The organism is Pseudomonas sp. MWU318, assembly GCF_016756945.1.
Classification (GTDB): domain Bacteria; phylum Pseudomonadota; class Gammaproteobacteria; order Pseudomonadales; family Pseudomonadaceae; genus Aquipseudomonas; species Aquipseudomonas putida_A.
On the sequence record NZ_JAESJL010000002.1, the window covers coordinates 1 to 18,314 of the forward strand.

Annotated in this window: 20 protein-coding genes; 12 read left to right on the plus strand and 8 right to left on the minus strand. The window is 61.0% G+C overall.

Annotated features, from left to right (window positions below; genetic code table 11):
- The first annotated feature begins 232 nt into the window (after window positions 1-232).
- Both rhtA and JN524_RS03990 read left to right on the plus strand, forming a co-directional pair.
- Window positions 233-1,120: a threonine/homoserine exporter RhtA gene (gene rhtA, locus JN524_RS03985; protein WP_096795011.1), complete on the plus strand. Its 888-nt coding sequence runs from the start codon at window positions 233-235 to the stop codon at window positions 1,118-1,120.
- A 169-nt stretch (window positions 1,121-1,289) separates the two neighbouring features.
- The gene (locus tag JN524_RS03990) at window positions 1,290-1,571 is read left to right on the plus strand and encodes a hypothetical protein (RefSeq protein WP_007965435.1); all 282 of its coding nucleotides are present in this window, start codon (window positions 1,290-1,292) and stop codon (window positions 1,569-1,571) included.
- Window position 1,572: 1 nt separating this feature from the next.
- Here JN524_RS03990 and JN524_RS03995 read toward each other — a convergent pair whose 3' ends face one another.
- Complete coding sequence (locus JN524_RS03995) at window positions 1,573-2,151, minus strand: TetR/AcrR family transcriptional regulator (RefSeq protein WP_202368584.1); 579 nt, start codon at window positions 2,149-2,151, stop codon at window positions 1,573-1,575.
- Between the two features lie 92 nt (window positions 2,152-2,243).
- Between JN524_RS03995 and JN524_RS04000 the strand changes: the two genes are divergently transcribed.
- Window positions 2,244-2,972 carry an SDR family oxidoreductase gene (locus JN524_RS04000; protein ID WP_202368585.1) on the plus strand — a complete coding sequence of 243 codons (729 nt, stop codon included), beginning with the start codon at window positions 2,244-2,246 and terminating at the stop codon, window positions 2,970-2,972.
- Window positions 2,973-3,012: 40 nt separating this feature from the next.
- Window positions 3,013-3,609 (plus strand): 2-hydroxychromene-2-carboxylate isomerase, encoded by a 597-nt coding sequence (locus tag JN524_RS04005; protein WP_202368586.1) that lies wholly within the window; start codon window positions 3,013-3,015, stop codon window positions 3,607-3,609.
- A gap of 49 nt (window positions 3,610-3,658) precedes the next feature.
- Here JN524_RS04005 and JN524_RS04010 read toward each other — a convergent pair whose 3' ends face one another.
- The 4 genes from JN524_RS04010 to JN524_RS04025 form a co-directional block, all read right to left on the minus strand.
- Window positions 3,659-5,467, minus strand: coding sequence for an aminopeptidase P family protein (locus JN524_RS04010; protein ID WP_202368587.1), 1,809 nt, complete (start codon window positions 5,465-5,467; stop codon window positions 3,659-3,661).
- Window positions 5,468-5,522: 55 nt separating this feature from the next.
- A complete protein-coding gene (locus tag JN524_RS04015) occupies window positions 5,523-6,689 on the minus strand; it encodes an aminotransferase class V-fold PLP-dependent enzyme (RefSeq protein ID WP_202368588.1) in 1,167 nt (388 codons plus the stop codon).
- 205 nt (window positions 6,690-6,894) lie between these two features.
- Window positions 6,895-7,509 carry a LysE family translocator gene (locus tag JN524_RS04020; RefSeq protein ID WP_202368589.1) on the minus strand — a complete coding sequence of 205 codons (615 nt, stop codon included), beginning with the start codon at window positions 7,507-7,509 and terminating at the stop codon, window positions 6,895-6,897.
- Window positions 7,510-7,609: 100 nt separating this feature from the next.
- Window positions 7,610-7,867 carry a hypothetical protein gene (locus JN524_RS04025; protein WP_202368590.1) on the minus strand — a complete coding sequence of 86 codons (258 nt, stop codon included), beginning with the start codon at window positions 7,865-7,867 and terminating at the stop codon, window positions 7,610-7,612.
- A gap of 392 nt (window positions 7,868-8,259) precedes the next feature.
- On the opposite strand from JN524_RS04025, the gene msuE reads away from it, so the two are divergent.
- The 4 genes from msuE (at window position 8,260) to JN524_RS04045 (ending at window position 12,419) form a co-directional block, all read left to right on the plus strand.
- Window positions 8,260-8,823, plus strand: coding sequence for an FMN reductase (gene msuE / locus JN524_RS04030; RefSeq protein WP_202368591.1), 564 nt, complete (start codon window positions 8,260-8,262; stop codon window positions 8,821-8,823).
- 10 nt (window positions 8,824-8,833) lie between these two features.
- Window positions 8,834-9,979: an FMNH2-dependent alkanesulfonate monooxygenase gene (gene ssuD / locus JN524_RS04035; RefSeq protein WP_007965452.1), complete on the plus strand. Its 1,146-nt coding sequence runs from the start codon at window positions 8,834-8,836 to the stop codon at window positions 9,977-9,979.
- Between the two features lie 123 nt (window positions 9,980-10,102).
- On the plus strand, window positions 10,103-11,290 hold the full coding sequence (locus JN524_RS04040) for an acyl-CoA dehydrogenase family protein (protein ID WP_202368592.1): 1,188 nt from the start codon (window positions 10,103-10,105) through the stop codon (window positions 11,288-11,290).
- A 25-nt stretch (window positions 11,291-11,315) separates the two neighbouring features.
- Window positions 11,316-12,419, plus strand: a complete 1,104-nt coding sequence (locus JN524_RS04045; RefSeq protein ID WP_202368593.1) for a sigma-54 interaction domain-containing protein — start codon at window positions 11,316-11,318, stop codon at window positions 12,417-12,419.
- Here the strand turns inward: JN524_RS04045 and JN524_RS04050 are convergent.
- Window positions 12,416-12,781 (minus strand): antibiotic biosynthesis monooxygenase, encoded by a 366-nt coding sequence (locus JN524_RS04050; protein WP_202368594.1) that lies wholly within the window; start codon window positions 12,779-12,781, stop codon window positions 12,416-12,418. The two genes, JN524_RS04045 and JN524_RS04050, sit on opposite strands and share 4 nt — an antisense overlap.
- A gap of 95 nt (window positions 12,782-12,876) precedes the next feature.
- On the opposite strand from JN524_RS04050, the gene soxR reads away from it, so the two are divergent.
- The 4 genes from soxR (at window position 12,877) to JN524_RS04070 (ending at window position 15,977) form a co-directional block, all read left to right on the plus strand.
- Window positions 12,877-13,326 (plus strand): redox-sensitive transcriptional activator SoxR, encoded by a 450-nt coding sequence (soxR, locus tag JN524_RS04055; protein ID WP_103368494.1) that lies wholly within the window; start codon window positions 12,877-12,879, stop codon window positions 13,324-13,326.
- A gap of 103 nt (window positions 13,327-13,429) precedes the next feature.
- A complete protein-coding gene (locus JN524_RS04060; protein ID WP_103368493.1) occupies window positions 13,430-13,888 on the plus strand; it encodes a VOC family protein in 459 nt (152 codons plus the stop codon).
- A gap of 238 nt (window positions 13,889-14,126) precedes the next feature.
- Entirely contained in the window at window positions 14,127-15,002 is an 876-nt protein-coding gene (locus JN524_RS04065) for an alpha/beta fold hydrolase (protein ID WP_202368595.1), read from the plus strand.
- A gap of 24 nt (window positions 15,003-15,026) precedes the next feature.
- Window positions 15,027-15,977, plus strand: coding sequence for a LysR substrate-binding domain-containing protein (locus tag JN524_RS04070; protein WP_272929673.1), 951 nt, complete (start codon window positions 15,027-15,029; stop codon window positions 15,975-15,977).
- 123 nt (window positions 15,978-16,100) lie between these two features.
- Here the strand turns inward: JN524_RS04070 and leuD are convergent, their stop codons facing one another.
- Both leuD and leuC read right to left on the minus strand, forming a co-directional pair.
- Window positions 16,101-16,715, minus strand: coding sequence for a 3-isopropylmalate dehydratase small subunit (leuD, locus tag JN524_RS04075; RefSeq protein ID WP_202368597.1), 615 nt, complete (start codon window positions 16,713-16,715; stop codon window positions 16,101-16,103).
- Window positions 16,712-18,130 carry a 3-isopropylmalate dehydratase large subunit gene (gene leuC, locus JN524_RS04080; protein ID WP_202368598.1) on the minus strand — a complete coding sequence of 473 codons (1,419 nt, stop codon included), beginning with the start codon at window positions 18,128-18,130 and terminating at the stop codon, window positions 16,712-16,714. Before leuC ends, leuD begins: the two co-directional genes overlap by 4 nt.
- Window positions 18,131-18,314: the final 184 nt, after the last annotated feature.

Genomic DNA, 18,314 nt, shown 5'->3' on the forward strand with positions numbered 1-18,314 from the left:
GGCTGTCGAAAACTGCTTAACTCATTGAATCTCAAGGAGTTTTCCGTTTCGACTGCGCCGGAAGTGGGGCGAATTATAGACCTCCTGAATCTGCCGTCAACTGTTAATTTCAGTTTTCTATCAATGCACCGAAAAAGCCTGCTTATATATAGACGCAACGTCAGCGAATGCGCAGTATATTGCCCAACACCTAAATCAACACCCTGCTCTCACCTTCGGATGATGCCTCGCAATGACTGACCAACCTCGCTCACTGGCCTCAATGCTGTTCCCGGTTGGCCTGTTATTAATCGCCATGGCTTCCATCCAGTCCGGCGCCTCTCTGGCCAAGAGCATGTTCCCGGTGGTTGGCGCCCAAGGGACGACCACCCTGCGCCTGGTCTTCGCCAGCGTGATCATGCTGTTACTGCTGCGTCCGTGGCGCGCCAGGCTGACCGCTCAATCCTTGCGCACGGTGATCGTTTACGGAATGGCGCTGGGCGGAATGAACTTCCTCTTCTATATGTCACTGCGCACCGTGCCACTGGGGATCGCAGTCGCACTCGAATTCACTGGCCCGCTGGCCGTCGCCATTTATGCCTCGCGCCGCGCAATCGACTTTCTCTGGATTGCCCTGGCAGCGGTCGGCCTGCTGCTGTTGATCCCCACCGGAGCGACATCCACGGGAATTGATCTGGTTGGTGCCGGTTATGCCTTGGGCGCCGGCGTGTGCTGGGCGTTGTACATTCTGTTCGGCCAAAAGGCCGGTGCCGACAACGGCGTAACGACTGCGGCCCTGGGCGTGATGATTGCCGCACTGTTTGTCGCCCCGATCGGCATCGTGCATGCCGGTGCGGCATTACTCACCCCGTCGCTGATCCCGGTGGCCATCGGAGTCGCCATCCTCTCGACTGCTTTGCCCTACACGCTGGAGATGGTCGCCCTCACCCGCATACCAGCCCGCACCTTTGGGACGTTGATGAGCATCGAACCAGCCTTCGGCGCGTTGTCCGGGCTGCTATTCCTGCAGGAGTACCTCACGCTGTCACAATGGATGGCGATCCTGTGCATTATTCTGGCCTCCGTCGGGGCAACCATGACCATGGGCAGTAGCGCCAAACCCGTTGTAGCGGCAGATTGAAACAGGATTTGACGAAGGTCTGGCAATTGGCGTTCATTTAGGCCATGTTTAGGCCCCTTAACTCAGTGCCAGGCATGGATTTTTTCGGACAGGGATATCGAACCGCTTAAAGCGCAGGCGAATACAGGCAGACCCGAGCGCCAGACTCGTGGCTACCATAAGGACGGTAATGAAACGAATTTTGATACTGATCGCTGTATTGGCAGTAGCGGGGTGCGCAGCCACCTCCAAGACCCAAGTGAAGCACGGTAAAAAAGGGCTGCACATTAACTGTTCCGGGCTGTCGTCCTCTTGGGACAAGTGCTACACCAGTGCCGCCAATGCTTGCGCCCCAAAGGGCTACAAAGTCATCGCCAAATCAGGGGACGCCGTGGAAGAGCCCGGCGACTATCCGTTCGGACTCAATCCGGCCGGCTACACAAGCCGTAGCATGATCGTCATCTGCAAATGAATCATGCTGGCTGCTCGCCTTGTCGAGCAGCCAGTTGACGCCCGATTTCCGCATGACTGGACTTCAATACCGTCCGTTGAATCTCCGGCGTCACCAGCATCCGCGCCACCACCAACGCTCCGACGCATTGCGACAAAATCGCCCACGCCAGGCTGTCGCTTTCCAGGATCTGCGCCCAACTGGCGTGCAACCGACAAATCCACAACTCTGCCTGCTCGCGAACCTGATCATCTGAACGGGCAATTTCCGCGCCCAGTGTCGGCAAGGCGCAGCCCGATTCAGGTTGCTCCACATGAGCCATGCTCAGGTACTGTTTCAGACAGCGTTCCAGCCGCTCACGATCCTGCGTCCCCTGCCCCCCCAGTCGCTCTAGGCTCTGACACAGTTCGCGCTCGACGATCGCCGTGAACAGCTCGTTTTTCGACGAGAAGTGGCTATAAAACGCTGCGCCACTGAGGCCGATGGCCTTCATCAAACCATCGACACCAACTGTGGAAAAGCCTGAACGCTTGGCTGACAGCGCGCTGCTGCTCAGCAGTTTTTCTCGGGTTTCCAGCTTATGACCAGCGGAATACCGCATGCGCTTACCCTCTTGATCGACCACCTTGACGTTGTCCGGATCCTAGCATAACGTTCGTTCACTTAACGATCGTTTACTAAAGGGATTCACCCATGAATAACAAGAAGGTCGTATTAGTGGTTGGTGCCGGTGATGCCACGGGCGGAGCGATTGCCAAGCGCTTTGCCAAGGAAGGTTTTATCGCTTGCGTCACGCGGCGCAGTGCCGACAAATTGCAGCCGCTGGTCGAGGCGATTCAGGCCGAGGGCGGCGAAGCTCACGGCTTTGCCTGCGATGCGCGCAAGGAAGAAGACGTCATTGCGCTGATTGAAGAGATTGAAACCCGCCTCGGCCCGATCGAGGCGTTTGTCTTCAACATTGGCGCCAACGTGCCTTGCAGCATTCTCGAAGAAACTGCGCGCAAGTATTTCAAGATCTGGGAAATGGCCTGTTTCTCGGGCTTTCTCAATGCCCGCGAAGTGGCCAAGCGCATGGTCACCCGCAAACGCGGCACCATTCTGTTCACTGGCGCCACCGCCGGTCTGCGCGGTGCTTCCGGATTTGCCGCGTTTGCCGGCGCCAAACACGGTATCCGTGCACTGGCGCAAAGCATGGCGCGCGAGTTGGGGCCGATGAACATCCACGTCGCCCATGTAGTGGTCGATGGCGCGATCGATACCGACTTCATTCGCAACAGTTTCCCGGAGAAGTACGCGACCAAGGATCAGGACGGTATTCTCAATCCCGAACACATCGCCGAAAACTATTGGTACCTGCACAGTCAGCCACGGGATGCCTGGACCTTCGAGCTGGATCTGCGCCCATGGAACGAACGCTGGTAAGCCCCGCCTCCTCCATAACAATAATCAGAGAGCAGCGAAGATGACGAAAACCGTGGAGTTCTATTTCGACCTCGGCAGCCCTGCCACATACCTGGCCTACACCCAGTTGCCGAAGATCTGTGCCGAGAACGGCAGCCGGCTGATCTACATCCCGATGCTGCTGGGCGGCGTGTTCAAGGCGACCGGCAACGCATCGCCGGCAATGATTCCGGCAAAGGGCCGCTACATGTTTCAGGATCTGGATCGCTACGCCAAACGTTACGGCGTGCCGCTGAAATTTAATCCGCATTTTCCGATCAATACACTGATGCTGATGCGCGCGGTCACCGGCATACAACTGCGCCAACCGGAACGCTTTCACGCATTTATCGATTGTCTGTTCAAGGCATTGTGGGTGGAGGGACGCCCTCTCGATGAGCCGGCAACTGTCGCTGCGGTATTGAGCGAGCACGGCTTCAATCCCAATGAAGTCCTGACCCTGACCAACGACGAGACGGTCAAGGCAGCCCTTAAGGACAACACTGAAACAGCCATTAAACGCGGGGTGTTTGGCGCGCCGAGCATGTTTATCGGCAAACAGATGTTCTTTGGACAGGACCGCCTCGACTTCGTCGAAGAAGCCCTGCGCCAAACTTAGAAAAACCACGGAACCCGGGTGCTGCCAACAGCGCCCGGGTTTCAGCCATTCAAATCGCCGCTGTGCGCGTGTTCAGCCACTCCAGCGCGGCCCCATCGAGCAACGGACTCAGACGCTCACGCACTTCAGCATGGTAGGCGTTGAACCACTGCCTCTCTTCCTGCGTCAACAAGGATGGCTCCAGGCAGCGCGTATCGATCGGGCACAGGGTCAAGGTTTCAAACTTGAGGAACTCACCGAACTCGCTGCTCCCCGCCTCGCGGTTCATCGCCAGGTTCTCGATGCGCACGCCCCAACGCCCCGGGCGATAGGTGCCTGGTTCGATCGAGGTGATCATCCCCGGTTGCATCGCCGTTTGCGGAGCCGCTGCGGCCTGATAGGCGATCACCTGCGGGCCTTCGTGCACGTTGAGGAAATAGCCGACGCCATGACCGGTGCCGTGACCGTAATCCACGTTTTCAGCCCAGATCGGTGCGCGGGCGATGGCATCGAGCAACGGCGACAGAATGCCTTTCGGGAACTGCGCCCGCGACAGCGCGATCACGCCTTTGAGTACGCGAGTGCAATCACGCTTCTGCTCAGCCGTCGGCGTACCGACCGGCACCATTCGGGTGATGTCGGTGGTGCCACCCAGGTACTGGCCGCCCGAGTCGATCAGCAGCAAACCGTCGCCCTCGATCACCGCGTGCTCTTCTTCGGTGGCGTGATAGTGCGGCATCGCGCCATTGGCGTTAAACGCGGCAATCGTGTTGAAGCTCAACGACACGTAATCCGGACGGCGCTCACGGGCAGCGGTGAGTTTTTCGTCGATGGTCAGTTCGGTGATGCGTTCACGGCCCCAGGCCGATTCCAGCCAGGCGAAGAATTCGCACAAGGCCGCGCCATCCTGTTCCATGGCCTTGCGAATGTGCTGTGCATCGGCCTCGCTCTTCTGCGATTTGGCGAGAGTGGTCGGGTTCAGGCCTTCAACCAGTTTCACTGCACTGTCGAGATTATCCAGCAAACCGCTGGTCACTCGCGCCGGATCCACCAGCAGACTCGCACCACCCGGTACGGCGCGCAAGGCGTCGGCGACCTCGCGGTAATCGCGCAGAGTCACGCCGTCCTGCTCCAGCACCGCGCGCAGCTCGGCATCGACTTTGCTCAAGGCCACAAACAGCGTGGCTTGCTGTTGATTGATCAACGCAAAAGAAACAAACACCGGGTTGAACGACACGTCGCCGCCGCGCAGGTTGAACAGCCAGGCGATGTCATCGAGAGTGGCGATGAAATGCCAATCGGCGCCACGTTCCTGCAGGGTCTCGCGCAGTTTGGCGAGTTTTTCGCCACGGCTGACCGTCGCTTGCGGTGGCAGATGCTGATAGATCGGCGCGTTCGGCAGGCTCGGACGATCAGCCCAGACTTCATTCAACAGGTCGATGTCAGTGCGCAGACGCGCGCCGCGGGCTTCAAGCTTGCTGCTCAGAGTACGTGCCGAAGCCACGGCCATCACCGCACCGTCGACCGCCACCACACCACCTTCAGGTGTCTGCTCCGCCAGCCAGTCCAGCGGACTCGGCTGCCCCGGTTGCAGCTTGACCAGCTCGATGCCGCTGCCCTTGAGTTCCTTGGTCGCCTGTTCCCAGTAACGACTGTCGGCCCAGACTCCGGCGAAATCAGCAGTCACGATCAAAGTGCCGACCGAACCGTGAAAGCCCGACAGCCATTGCCGCCCCTGCCAATAACCCGGCAGGTATTCCGAGAGGTGCGGGTCGGCCGATGGCACCAGCAACGCATGAATGCCTTCGCGGCGCATCAATTCACGGGTGTGCGCCAGGCGCTGGGGAACCGTTCCTTCGGTCAAAGTCTGGGTACTCATCATGTCTCCTGCCAATCACTTCATCGTTATTGTTCGTAGCCGTGCAAACGGCTGGTTAAAGCCCTGTGGCCCAGAATGCCGGGGCACTGGCGCAGGCGCCTTTGATCAGTGCTGCCGCCTGATCGACATCGGCGGCGGTGGTGAAACGGCCGAGGCTCAGGCGAATGGTGCGACCGGCCAACCGGGCGTCGTGTCCCAGTGCCAGCAACACGTGAGAAGGCGTGTTGCTCGCCGAGTTACAGGCCGAGGTCGCGGAAAAGGCGATCGACTGGCTCAAGGCCGCACTGTTGAATTCACCTTCGCTGAAGGTCAGGCTCAACGTGTGCGCGATGCGCTGGCTGGCGCTGCCGTTGAGGCGCACGCCCGGCAGGCTCAGCAACTGTTCAAGCAACCGCTCACGCAGCGCCACGATGGACTTTTTCTCGGCATCGAATTCGGCTGCCGCCAAGGCGAATGCCGCGCCCATGCCGGCGATCTGATGCGTCGCCAGAGTCCCGGAGCGCAGCCCGCCTTCGTGGCCGCCGCCATGAATCTGCGCCTGCAAGCGCTGCTGCGCGCGTGGGCCGACATACAACGCGCCGATCCCCTTGGGGCCGTAGAGCTTGTGCGCCGAAAACGACATCAAGTCCACTGGCCACTGCTGCAGATCGATCGCCACTTTGCCGGCGCCCTGCGCGGCATCGACATGGAACAACGCGCCACGGCCGCGCACGACTTCACCGATCGCCGGGATATCGTTGAGGGTGCCGAGTTCGTTGTTGACCAGCATCAGCGACACCAGAAAGGTGTCGTCGCGCATGGCTTCGCTGACTGCCTGCGGGGTGATCAGGCCTTCGGCGTCCGGTACCAGATAGGTCACCGCGACGCCGGCATCCTGCAATTGCCGGGCAGTATCGAGAATGGCTTTGTGTTCGATCTGACTGGTAATGATGTGGCCGCCGGCAACGCCGCGCGCCTGGGCCACGCCCTTGAGGGCGAGGTTGTTGGATTCGGTGGCGCCGGAGGTCCAGACGATCTGCGCAGCCTCGGCGCCGACCAGTTCGGCGACTTGCCGACGGGCCTGCTCGACCGTGTGCCGGGCCTGCTGGCCGAAGGCATGGGAGCTGGACGCCGGGTTGCCGAAGTTACCGTGAAAACCCAGACAATCGATCATCACCTGGATGACCCGCTCGTCCACCGGGGTGGTGGCGGCGTAATCGAAATACAACGGACGTTTATTCATAAAAGACTCGCAGAGCGTGTTCCGGGATCAGGAGGCTCGTGTCTGCAAACGGCACAGCGCAGCCTTGTGAGCTGCGCCTGGGTTCGAGACCGTCATCAATACCTGATCGGATGCCGTTAAAGAAGAACAACTTCATTTAAAAGTGCGTAGGAACGCTCCTGAAGCCGAGCTTAACAGGCATCGGGCCGGCGGTTGAAGCAATGCGTCAGTGAAAGCTTTCGAGAAGTAACGGGTACAGCGAAATCACCAACAGCGCCGCCATGCCCCAGTTGAACGCGCGCAACCAGCGCGGGTCCTTCAGCACGTTACGCAGCAGCGTGCCGCACGCTGCCCAGACGCCGACGCTGGGCAGGTTGATGATGGCGAACACCGCGGCGATCACCACCACATTGGTGAAATAACCCTGCATCGGCGTGTAGGTGCTGATGGCACCGATGGCCATGATCCAGGCCTTGGGATTGACCCACTGAAACGCGGCGGCACCGAGATAACTGATCGGCTTGGCCTCACCTTCGACGCCCTCGCCGACCGGGCCCGAGTGGGCGATTTTCCACGCCAGGTACAACAGATATGCAGCGCCGAGATAGCGCAGCACCGTGTAGAGAATCGGGTAAGTCTGGAACACCGCGCCCAGGCCAAAGCCCACCGCGACCACCAATACGAAGAAACCGCAGGTGATGCCGAGCATGTGAGGAATGGTGCGGTTGAAGCCGAAGTTCACGCCCGACGCCAGCAACATGGTGTTGTTCGGCCCCGGTGTGATCGAGGTGACAAGGGCAAACAGGGCAAAGCCCAACAGCAGATCAAGCGAGAGGGTCATGGGAGCAATCCGTCGGGGTCATTCAGGTGTTGACCCTATCGCACGGCAGCCCGCAAACCCACGGACAGTTACGCGAAAATACGAGCAGTACAGTTTTCGATTAACTTGGACGACCGTGCAGCTGTATCGCACGTCCGGCGCTCATTTCAGCTTTCTTGTCGAATTGCGATTCGCCCAGCAGTGCCGCTTTCTTCGCGTGATATTCGTCGAAGGACAAGCCGCTGCGGTTCAGCGCTTCCATTGCCAGTTCGCGGGTTTCTTCGGCGGTGTACGGCCGTTGTTCGGGGGAAACGTGGCTCGCGCAACCGGCGAGTACGGAGACAGCGAGCAGCAGCGAAACAGTCAGTAAACGATTCATGGGGAGCGTCCTGGCGAGCGGTGGTAGTCGATGGACAAAGGCTACGCCCGCGCCTCTCCGGGCAAAAATCAACGCTCTCAATAGTGGCTATCAGGATTTCAGCTTGATCGGCGACATATCTCTTAACGATCTATAAATATCGATTAACGTTCTTTTACGGAATAAACAGCAGCCGCTATAAATCCCTGCACACGGCGAACAACTGTTGCTCCAGCAACTGTTGCCCAGGCAACAGCAGATCAGCAAACCCGCCTGATATCTGCACAACCGACTCACGCCAGAGCGCTAAGACCCAAGTAAACCGGGGCTCTCAGGAATTGGTACAGCGCTTGCTCAAGCCTTGGCACTTACTCACTGCTCGCTGAGCAACTGTTGATAAAAAGGAACTGATCATGTCGCGTCCCCTGAAAGTCGTCGCCCTCTCCGGCGGCACCTGGCGTCCATCGCGCACGCTGGTGCTGACCCAAGCGCTGTTGGCCGAACTGGCCGGACACTTGCCGATCGAGAGTCATCTGATCGAACTCGGTGACATCGCCCGCCCGTTGGGTGGTGCCCTGTCGCGTCAGGAGCTGAGCGCCGAGGTCGAGGCCGAACTGCAAGCCATCGAACAGGCCGATCTGCTGATCGTCGCCGCGCCGGTGTATCGCGGTTCCTACCCGGGCCTGCTCAAGCATCTGTTCGACCTGATTGACCTCAACGCGCTGATCGACACCCCGGTGCTGCTTGCCGCCACCGGCGGCAGCGAGCGCCATGCGCTGGTGCTCGATCATCAGTTGCGGCCGCTGTTCAGTTTCTTCCAGGCCGTGACCCTGCCCATTGGCGTGTACGCCACCGAGGCCGATTTCGCCAACTACCAGATCACCAGCGAACCGCTGAAAGCGCGGATCCGCCTGGCCGCCGAACGCGCCGCGCCGCTGTTCGGCACGCAAATCAAACCGTTGCTGAAAATCGCTTAAGGAGCTGTTCATGGATGTTTTCTGGTTCCTGCCGACCCACGGCGACGGCCATTACCTCGGCACCACCCAAGGCGCGCGCCCGGTCACCCTGAATTATCTGAAACAAGTGGCGCAAGCCGCCGACAGTCTCGGTTACCACGGCGTGCTGATTCCCACCGGGCGCTCCTGCGAAGACTCGTGGGTGATCGCTTCGGCGCTGGTGCCGTTGACCGAACGCCTGCGTTATCTGGTAGCGATCCGCCCGGGGATCATTTCGCCAACCGTTTCGGCGCGCATGGCGGCGACGCTCGATCGACTGTCCAACGGTCGTCTGCTGATCAACGTGGTGACCGGCGGCGACCCCGACGAAAACCGTGGCGACGGCAGCTTCCTCAGCCACAGCGAACGCTACGAAGTCACCGACGAATTCCTCAGGATCTGGCGCCGGGTGTTGCAAGGCGAATCGGTGGATTTCGAAGGCAAACACCTGAAAGTACAGAACGCCAAGGCCCTCTATCCGCCCGTGCAGAAACCGTATCCGCCGCTGTATTTCGGCGGCTCGTCCGACGCCGCGCATGATCTGGCTGCCGAGCAAGTCGACGTGTACCTGACCTGGGGCGAACCGCCCGCCGCCGTCGCCGAAAAACTCGCCGATGTCCGCGAACGTGCGGCGCGGCACGGGCGCAAGGTGAAGTTCGGTATTCGCCTGCACGTCATCGTTCGCGAGACCGCCGAAGAAGCGTGGAAAGCCGCAGACAAACTGATCGAGCACATCAGCGACGAGACCATCGAGGCCGCGCAGAAATCCTTCTCGCGTTTCGATTCCGAAGGCCAGCGGCGCATGGCGGCGTTGCATGACGGGCGTCGCGACAACCTGGAAATCGCCCCCAACCTGTGGGCCGGCGTCGGTCTGGTACGTGGCGGTGCCGGTACCGCGCTGGTGGGCGATCCGCAGCAAGTAGCCGCGCGAATCAAGGAGTACGCCGACCTCGGCATCGAGAGCTTCATCTTTTCCGGCTATCCGCATCTGGAAGAAGCTTATCGCTTTGCCGAACTGGTGTTCCCACTGCTGCCCGAGCCGTATGCGAGCCTGGCCGGACGCGGCGTCACCAACCTGACCGGGCCGTTTGGCGAAATGATTGCCAACGATGTGTTGCCCACCCAGGCAAAGGCCTAAAACGTCCACTGTAGGAGCTGCCGAAGGCTGCGATCTGTTGATCTTGCTTGTAAAAATCAAAGTCAAAAGATCGCAGCCTGCGGCAGCTCCTACAGGAAAGCTGTAGAACATAGGAGATTTGGTGTGACCGCCAAACCACAAAGCACCCTGCTCTCCCCGCTGCAGACCGCCCGCCAACTGGCCGCTGAATTCGCCCTCACCGCCGTCGAGCGTGACGAGCGCGGCGGTACGCCGAAGGCCGAGCGCGATGCCCTGCGCGACAGCGGCCTGCTGGCCCTGAGCATTCCCACCCGCTACGGCGGCCTCGGCGCGACATGGAGCGCAACCCTGCAGATCGTGCGCGAGTTCGCCAAGGTCGACAGCTCCATCGCCCACGTCTTCGGCTTTCATCACCTGATGCTCGCCACCGTGCGTCTGTTCTCGCGGCCCGAACAATGGCAGCCGTGGTTCGAACAGACCGCGCGACAGAACTGGTTCTGGGGCAACGCCCTCAACCCGCTCGACACCCGCACCGTGGTCAAGGATTTCGGCGGTTGGCGCGAGTTTTCCGGGAAGAAAAGCTTCTGTTCCGGCGCCAGCGATTCACAGATGCTGATCGCTTCGGCCTTCGACGAAAGTGCCGGCGGCAAGTTGCTGATCGCGGCGATCCCCAGCGGTCGCAGCGGCATCACCCTGCACGACGACTGGAACAACATCGGCCAGCGCCAGACTGACAGTGGCAGCGCCACGTTCGAACGGGTGCGGGTCGAAGAATCCGAGTTGCTGCTTGACCCCGGGCCGTTGAGCACACCGTTCGCCTGCCTGCGTCCGCTGATCGCGCAACTGACCTTCACCCACATGTTTCTCGGCATCGCCGAAGGTGCGTTTGAGGAAGCGCGGCAATACACCCTGAGCGAAACCCGGCTCTGGCACAAATCCGCAGCCCGCAATGTGCGTGAAGACCCGTACGTGCTCGCCCATTACGGCGAGTTCTGGGTGGCGCTGGAAGGCATCCGCCTGCTGGTCGAACGGGCCGCCGCGCTGCTTGACGAGGCCTGGGCCCAAGGCCCGAACCTGACGGCAGAAGAACGTGGACATCTGGCCACGGCGATTGCCACCGCCAAGGTCGCCGCCAGTCGTCAGGGGCTGGAGATTTGCAGCCGTTTGTTCGAAGTCACCGGCGCGCGTTCGACCCACGCTTCGCTGCGTCTCGATCGGCACTGGCGCAACCTGCGCACGCAGACCCTGCACGACCCGCTCGATTACAAACTCCACGAGCTGGGCGACTGGGCGCTGAACCAGGCGCTGCCGGTGCCGACGTTCTATTCCTGATCCTGCCTTTAATGGAGCGAGCCCCATGCAACTGCTGACCCTTCCGCCCTCACCCGCTCTGGCGACGTCGATCCGTGCCACCGCACAGGTCTTCGAAGACCCCAAGTCCCAGGCCCTGCTGGCGCATCTGCAGCAGGTCGCGCCGAGCGAAGCCAGCGTGCTGATCATCGGCGAAACCGGCACCGGCAAGGAGCTGGTGGCGCGGCACATCCACAACCTGAGCAATCGCCGGCATCGGCCGTTTGTCGCGGTCAACTGCGGCGCGTTTTCCGAATCGCTGGTGGAAGCCGAGCTGTTCGGCCATGAAAAAGGCGCTTTCACCGGCGCGCTCAGCGCCAAGGCCGGCTGGTTCGAAGAGGCGGATGGCGGCACCTTGTTCCTCGACGAAATCGGCGATTTGCCAATGGCGATTCAGGTCAAGTTGCTGCGGGTGCTGCAGGAGCGCGAAGTGGTGCGCCTCGGCTCGCGCAAGAGCATTCCGATTGATGTGCGCGTGCTGGCCGCGACCAACGTGCAACTGGAGAAAGCGATCAACGCCGGCAACTTCCGCGAAGACCTGTTCTACCGGTTGAATGTGGTCAATCTGGAACTCAGTCCGCTGCGCGACCGCCCCGGCGATATCCTGCCGCTGACCCGGCATTTCATCGAGGCCTACAGCCAGCGCCTCGGTTACGGACGGGTCAGCATCAGCTCCGGTGCCGAACAGAAACTGCGCAGCTACAGTTGGCCGGGCAACATCCGTGAACTGGAAAACGTCATCCATCACACCCTGTTGATCTGCCGCAACGGCGTGATCGAGCGTGATGATTTGCGTCTGTCGAACCTGCGCATCGAGCGCCCGGACGACCAGCAGTCGAGCGCCGACGATTCACCGGAAGCGCTGCTGGAGCGAGCCTTCCAGAAGCTCTTCGAACAACAGGCCGGCGCCCTCCACGAAAAGGTCGAAGACGCCCTGCTGCGCGCCGCCTATCGCTTCTGCCATTACAACCAGGTGCACACCGCCGCGCTGCTCGGTCTGAGCCGCAACGTCACGCGCACGCGGCTGATCAAGATCGGCGAACTGGCGGTGAACAAGCGGCGACTCACGGAGAACCTGCACGGTGAACGCCTGATCCAGTTGTCGATCTAGCCGACCAGATTGCAGTGCAGCGCATCGTCATGACTGCGGGCGATGCTGCTCAATACCTGAAATGAATTGAAGGTCACGGTCTTCGCCTGATGGGCGCGGATCAGTTGCCAGAAATCTTGCTCGCCGCTCTCAAAACGGCTGAACGCCGCCTCCCCGGCTTCGCGGCTCTGCCATTGCAACAGGCTCAGCACCCGCCGACCGTCGTCGCTGACCTGGACGCTGGCGCTGACAAAACCTGCGTAGCGCTGCGCCAGATGTTCGCTCTGCTGCGCCAGCGCACTGACCAATGCCGGTTGCTGGCGCGGCTCGATCTCGAATTCGATCAATTGGGTAAAACTGCGATTTTTCGTCGAGGTTTGCATGAGAAGTCCCCACTCATCGTAAGCCGAGTCTTGCGACTCGAAGGCCTGCAGGGTAAAACCTCTAGTTAAGTCAAGGTCAAGAGTCCTTTTGCAAAATGATCACCCCGGAAAACCTGCACAAACAGCTCACCGTGGGCGAAGTCGCCGCGCGCAGCGGAGTCGCGGTCACTGCCCTGCATTTTTATGAAGCCAAAGGCCTGATCACCAGCCAGCGCAATGCCGGCAATCAGCGCCGTTATCCACGGGCAGTGTTGCGCCGGGTGGCGTTGATCAAGGTCGCGCAACGCCTGGGTATTCCGCTGGCGGAGATTGGCGAGGCGCTGAAGAGACTCCCCGACGACCGCGCTCCGACAGCGGCGGACTGGAAAGTCCTGTCCGAGCAATGGCGCCGCGAACTGGACGAGCGGATCAATCAACTGACCTTGTTGCGCGACCGGCTCACCGGTTGCATCGGTTGCGGGTGTCTGTCGATGGAGGCCTGCCCGTTGCGCAATCAGGGCGATGTGCTCGGTGATCAGGGGCCGGGGGCGCACTTTCTGGACTGACTGCTCGTCGGGGAAAAATCCTGGCCACGCAGACAGTTCTATAGTGAATCTTCCACAAATCCAGTGGAGCCATACCTCGCAGAACAAAAACAGGGAGAACGTCATGAGCGTCAAACCCATTCCCGAGGGGTATCACAGCATTACCCCGTACCTCGGCATCCTCAAGGCCGCCGAAGCCATCGAGTTCTACAAGAAAGCCTTCGGCGCCACGCAGGTCATGCGCCTGGACATGCCCGACGGGCGCGTCGGCCACGCCGAGCTGCGCATTGGCGACAGCGCGATCATGCTCGGCACACCGTGCGATCAAGGGCCGTTGAGTGGTCCGGACAATGCCGTGTCGGTCGGTCTGCATCTGTATGTCACTGATGTCGACAAGTCCTTTCAACGGGCGCTGGATGCCGGGGCGAAAGCGGTGTCGGAGGTCAAGGATCAGTTTTATGGCGATCGCAGTGGGACGCTGAAGGATCCCTATGGACACCTGTGGTTTCTCGCCACGCGCAAGGAGGATCTGACCGAGGAGCAGATCAAGCAGCGGGCGATGGAGATGTTCAGTCAGGGTTGAGATTTTCAGGGTTTGGGCTGGCCTCTTCGCGGGCAAGCCCGCTCCCACAGGGATCTCCGCTGTTTATACGATGGGTGTCACACAGTAAAAACTGTGGGAGCGGGCTTGCCCGCGAAGGGGCCAGCCCTGACGACACACATCACACTTCATGAACCACCACACCACGCTTCAACCCTTGCCCCGAATGCCGAACACTTTCAGGATGCATTCCACCCGCACCTGAACAAGGATCAGCCCGATGTTTGCCGGATTCGTCAAAGACCAGCGCCACGTCAACGGCGTCGACATCGCCTATCGCCTCGGCGGCAGCGGCCCGGGGTTATTGCTGTTGCACGGGCACCCGCAGACCCACGTGATCTGGCACAAGATTGCCGAACAACTGGCCGAGCACTTCACTGTGGTTGCCGCCGACCTGCGCGGCTATGGCGACAGCGCCCGACCGGCTGCCGATGAAATGCACCGCAACTATTCAAAACGCGAAATGGCCAAAGACAATCTCGAGTTGATGCAGACGCTGGGCTTCGAACAGTTCTCGATTCTGGCCCACGACCGTGGCGCGCGGGTCGGCCATCGCCTGGCCCTCGACCACCGCGCTGCGGTGCAGCGGATGCTGCTGCTGGACATCGCCCCGACCCTGGCCATGTACACGCAGACCAACGAAGCCTTTGCCCGCGCCTATTGGCACTGGTTCTTCCTGATCCGCCCGGCGCCGTTGCCGGAAACCCTGATCGAGGCCGATCCCGCAGCCTATCTGCGCAGCGTGATGGGCAGCCGCAGCGCCGGACTCGCGCCGTTCACCGAACCAGCGTTCAGCGAATACCTGCGTTGCCTGCAACGTCCCGGCAGCGCCCGGGGCATTTGCGAGGACTACCGCGCCAGTGCCAGCATCGACCTGGAACATGACCGGGCCGACATCGATGCCGGCCATCATCTTGACCTGCCGCTGCGGGTGCTGTGGGGTGCGCAAGGCACAGTCGGGCGCTGCTTTGACCCGCTCAAGGAATGGCAGCATGTGGCGAGCAACGTCAGTGGCAAGGCGCTGCCGGCCGGGCATTATCTGGCCGAAGAAGTGCCCGAACTGTTGCTCGCCGAAGCGCTGGATTTCCTGCGCTGAATCGAGCCCTGTACGGCCGATGCTATGCTGGCGACTTGTGCCGCCAGTGCTCGTTCCCACATGTCCCAGAACAAAGACCCCGTGCCCCAGCCCGAAGACCTGCGCGTGCTGCTGACCGTGATCCGCAAGAACGGTTTCGCCGCTGCCGCCGATGAACTGGGCCTGTCCCCGGCCTACGTCAGCAAACGCATCCAGATTCTCGAATCGACCCTCGGCACCCGGCTGCTGCACCGCACCAGTCGCCGGGTGTCGCTGACCGAGGACGGCGAGCGGGTGCAGCGCTGGGCCTTGCGCATCCTCGATGATTTCCAGCAACTGCATGACGACCTCGCCGACGCTCACGACAGCCCACGCGGGCGCTTGCACATCTGCAGCAGTTTCGGTTTCGGCCGCAACCATGTGGCGCCTGCGGTTTCGCGGCTGGCCAGGCTTCACCCGCAGTTGCAGATTCGCCTGGACCTGTTCGACCGCGCGGTGGACATCGTCAACGAGGGTTTCGATCTGGAAATCCGCGTCGGCGACGACCTGCCCGGCCAGCACATCGGCCGGCAACTGGTGAGTAACCACCGGGTGCTGTGCGCTGCGCCCGCATACCTTGAGCGCCGAGGTACACCGCAGACCCTGGACGATCTGCAACAGCATGACTGCCTGGTGATCAAGGAGCGCGACAACGCTTTCGGCGTCTGGCATCTGGATCGTGACGGCACACAGGAAAGCGTGCGGGTCAGTGGGCCGCTGTCTTCCAACAACGGCGAGATCGTCCTGCAATGGGCGCTCGACGGACGCGGCGTGTTGCTGCGTTCATTGTGGGATGTGAAACCGTTGCTGGAACAGGGCCGACTGCTGCCGGTGCTGGCCGCTTACAGCCAGAGCGCCAATGTCTGGGCGGTGTACCCGACGCGGCTGGCCAACTCCGGAAAGCTGCGGGCGTGTGTGGAGTTTTTGCAGGGGCATTTCAAGGATCTTTCTCTGTAGCCTAAACATCACAAAACCCTGTGGGAGCTGGCTTGCCAGCGAAGGCGTCAGTTCAGCCAATATAAATGTTGGATGTGCTGGCCTCATCGCTGGCAAGCCAGCTCCCACAGGGTCAAAGGGGTGTCAGGTCAGCCACGGGTTGGCGGCCAGGTGTTCGCGCTCGAACGCCTCGATCTGCTGACGCCGCTGCAAGGTACTGCCAATCGCATCCAGCCCCAGCAACAACGCGGTCTTGCGCAAGCCATCAATCTGGAAATCGATGATTTCACCGTCCGCCAGATGGATCTGCTGCGCCTCAAGATCCACATTGATCAGTGCCGTTTCAGGCTGACTCACCAACCGGCCAATGCGCTGCACCTGCGCTTCATCCAGCGTGATCAGCAACACCCCGTTGCGCTGGCAGTTGTCGTAGAAAATCCCGGCAAAACTGCTGCCGATCAGCGCGCGAATGCCCATTTGCTGCAACCCCCACACCGCGTGTTCGCGGCTGGAACCGCAGCCGAAATTCGCCCCGACCACCAAGAAACTCGCGCCCTGCCAGGCTGGCTGGTTCAACACGAAATCAGGGTTGGGCGTACCGTCGGCAAGAAAGCGCAGATCGAAAAACAGCCCACGATCCAGACCCTGACGATCGATACCCTTGAGAAACTGCTTGGGCATGATCACGTCGGTATCGACGTTGGCCGCGAGCAGCGGCGCGGCCCGGCCGCTGACTTGCGTGAAGGGTTGCAGACTCATGGGCGTTCTCCAAAGTGGCGGATGTCGGTGAGGTGGCCGCTGATGGCGGCAGCGGCAACCATGGCCGGGCTCATCAGGTGGGTGCGCGCCCCGGCACCCTGGCGGCCTTCGAAATTGCGGTTGGTGCTGGAGGCGCAACGGTCGCCGGGCGCGAGCACGTCATCGTTCATCGCCAGGCACATCGAGCAGCCGGACTGACGCCATTCGAAACCGGCGTCGATGAAGATCTGCGCCAGCCCTTCAGCCTCGGCCTGGGCCCGCACTGCGCTGGAACCGGGCACGATCATCGCCCGCACATGCCCGGCCACCTGCCGCCCACGCACCACGCTGGCGGCGTCACGCAAATCCTCGATCCGCGCGTTGGTGCAGGAGCCGATAAAAGCGTGGCTGATGACGATATCGCGCAGCGCCATCCCCGCCTCCAGGCCCATGTATTGAAGGGCGCGGCGCATGTCCTGTCGCAGAATCGGATCGTCGATAGCCTGCGGGTCAGGCACCTGCGCGCCAATCGCCGCCGCCTGATCGGGGCTGGTGCCCCAGGTGACCATCGGTTCCAGCAGAGTGGCGTCGAGGTGGATTTCGCGGTCAAACACCGCGCCGGGATCGCTGCGCAGTTCACGCCATCTTTCCACGCCGCGCGCTAACAGTTCGCCTTGCGGTGCGCGGGGTTTGCCGTTGAGATAAGCAAAGACTTTTTCGTCCGGCGCCATGAACGCACCGCGTGCGCCCGCTTCTACGGCCATGTTGCAAATGGTCATCCGCGCTTCGACGCTCAGCTCATCGATGGTCGATCCGCAGAACTCGATCGCATAGCCAGTGGCCCCCGACGCACCGATGCGGCCGATCAGCGCCATGATCACGTCCTTCGACGTCAGCCCCGGCACCAGTTCGCCATCCACCGTCACGCGCAGGCTTTTCAGGCGTTTGTAGACCAGCGTTTGCGAGGCCAGCAGGTGCTCGATTTCCGAGGTACCGATGCCAAACCCGAACGCGCCCAGCGCACCGTACGTGGTGGTGTGGCTGTCACCGGCAGCGATGACCATGCCCGGCAGAATGAAGCCCTGCTCCGGGGCGATCACATGCTCGATGCCCTGACGTTTATCGAGGATATCCAGCAGTTCGATGCCGAAATCCCGGCAGTTTTCCGCCAGATACGACACCTGCCGCGCTCCACCCGCATCAGGCATCGCCGCCACTCGTTTGGGGGTGGTCGGGTTGACGTGATCGACCACCGCCAACGCCGTACCCGGCCGCCAGACCTTGCGCCCGGCAACACGCAGACCGCTGAACGCCTGCGGGCTGGTGTATTCGTTGATCACCTGGCGATCGATATACAGCAGCACATGGCCCTGATCGTCGAGGCGGCACACGGTGTGCGAATCGATGTGTTTGTCGTAGAGGGTTCTGGGGTTCATCAGGGGGCTCACTAGGGGAATCCAGTGATTTCCATCATAAAGAGCGCGCACCGGCCATCAATTGCCTGACAGTGAGTGCGGCATTCATGAATCGTGTTTGATCGGCGAAGTGCGAAACATTTGCTTTCATATCACCTTTCGGGATTTGCCCGGCTCATCCGTCCTATAGAGATGCAGGCCGTTC

Excerpts from the sequence above, each read along its gene's own strand:
- rhtA (WP_096795011.1), top strand. The coding sequence starts at position 233 with ATGACTGACCAACCTCGCTCACTGGCCTCAATGCTGTTCCCGGTTGGC.
- JN524_RS03990 (WP_007965435.1), top strand. The coding sequence starts at position 1,290 with ATGAAACGAATTTTGATACTGATCGCTGTATTGGCAGTAGCGGGGTGC.
- JN524_RS03995 (WP_202368584.1), bottom strand. The coding sequence starts at position 2,151 with ATGCGGTATTCCGCTGGTCATAAGCTGGAAACCCGAGAAAAACTGCTG.
- JN524_RS04000 (WP_202368585.1), top strand. The coding sequence starts at position 2,244 with ATGAATAACAAGAAGGTCGTATTAGTGGTTGGTGCCGGTGATGCCACG.
- JN524_RS04005 (WP_202368586.1), top strand. The coding sequence starts at position 3,013 with ATGACGAAAACCGTGGAGTTCTATTTCGACCTCGGCAGCCCTGCCACA.
- JN524_RS04010 (WP_202368587.1), bottom strand. The coding sequence starts at position 5,467 with ATGAGTACCCAGACTTTGACCGAAGGAACGGTTCCCCAGCGCCTGGCG.
- JN524_RS04015 (WP_202368588.1), bottom strand. The coding sequence starts at position 6,689 with ATGAATAAACGTCCGTTGTATTTCGATTACGCCGCCACCACCCCGGTG.
- JN524_RS04020 (WP_202368589.1), bottom strand. The coding sequence starts at position 7,509 with ATGACCCTCTCGCTTGATCTGCTGTTGGGCTTTGCCCTGTTTGCCCTT.
- JN524_RS04025 (WP_202368590.1), bottom strand. The coding sequence starts at position 7,867 with ATGAATCGTTTACTGACTGTTTCGCTGCTGCTCGCTGTCTCCGTACTC.
- msuE (WP_202368591.1), top strand. The coding sequence starts at position 8,260 with ATGTCGCGTCCCCTGAAAGTCGTCGCCCTCTCCGGCGGCACCTGGCGT.
- ssuD (WP_007965452.1), top strand. The coding sequence starts at position 8,834 with ATGGATGTTTTCTGGTTCCTGCCGACCCACGGCGACGGCCATTACCTC.
- JN524_RS04045 (WP_202368593.1), top strand. The coding sequence starts at position 11,316 with ATGCAACTGCTGACCCTTCCGCCCTCACCCGCTCTGGCGACGTCGATC.
- JN524_RS04050 (WP_202368594.1), bottom strand. The coding sequence starts at position 12,781 with ATGCAAACCTCGACGAAAAATCGCAGTTTTACCCAATTGATCGAATTC.
- soxR (WP_103368494.1), top strand. The coding sequence starts at position 12,877 with ATGATCACCCCGGAAAACCTGCACAAACAGCTCACCGTGGGCGAAGTC.
- JN524_RS04060 (WP_103368493.1), top strand. The coding sequence starts at position 13,430 with ATGAGCGTCAAACCCATTCCCGAGGGGTATCACAGCATTACCCCGTAC.
- JN524_RS04065 (WP_202368595.1), top strand. The coding sequence starts at position 14,127 with ATGTTTGCCGGATTCGTCAAAGACCAGCGCCACGTCAACGGCGTCGAC.
- JN524_RS04070 (WP_272929673.1), top strand. The coding sequence starts at position 15,027 with ATGCTGGCGACTTGTGCCGCCAGTGCTCGTTCCCACATGTCCCAGAAC.
- leuD (WP_202368597.1), bottom strand. The coding sequence starts at position 16,715 with ATGAGTCTGCAACCCTTCACGCAAGTCAGCGGCCGGGCCGCGCCGCTG.
- leuC (WP_202368598.1), bottom strand. The coding sequence starts at position 18,130 with ATGAACCCCAGAACCCTCTACGACAAACACATCGATTCGCACACCGTG.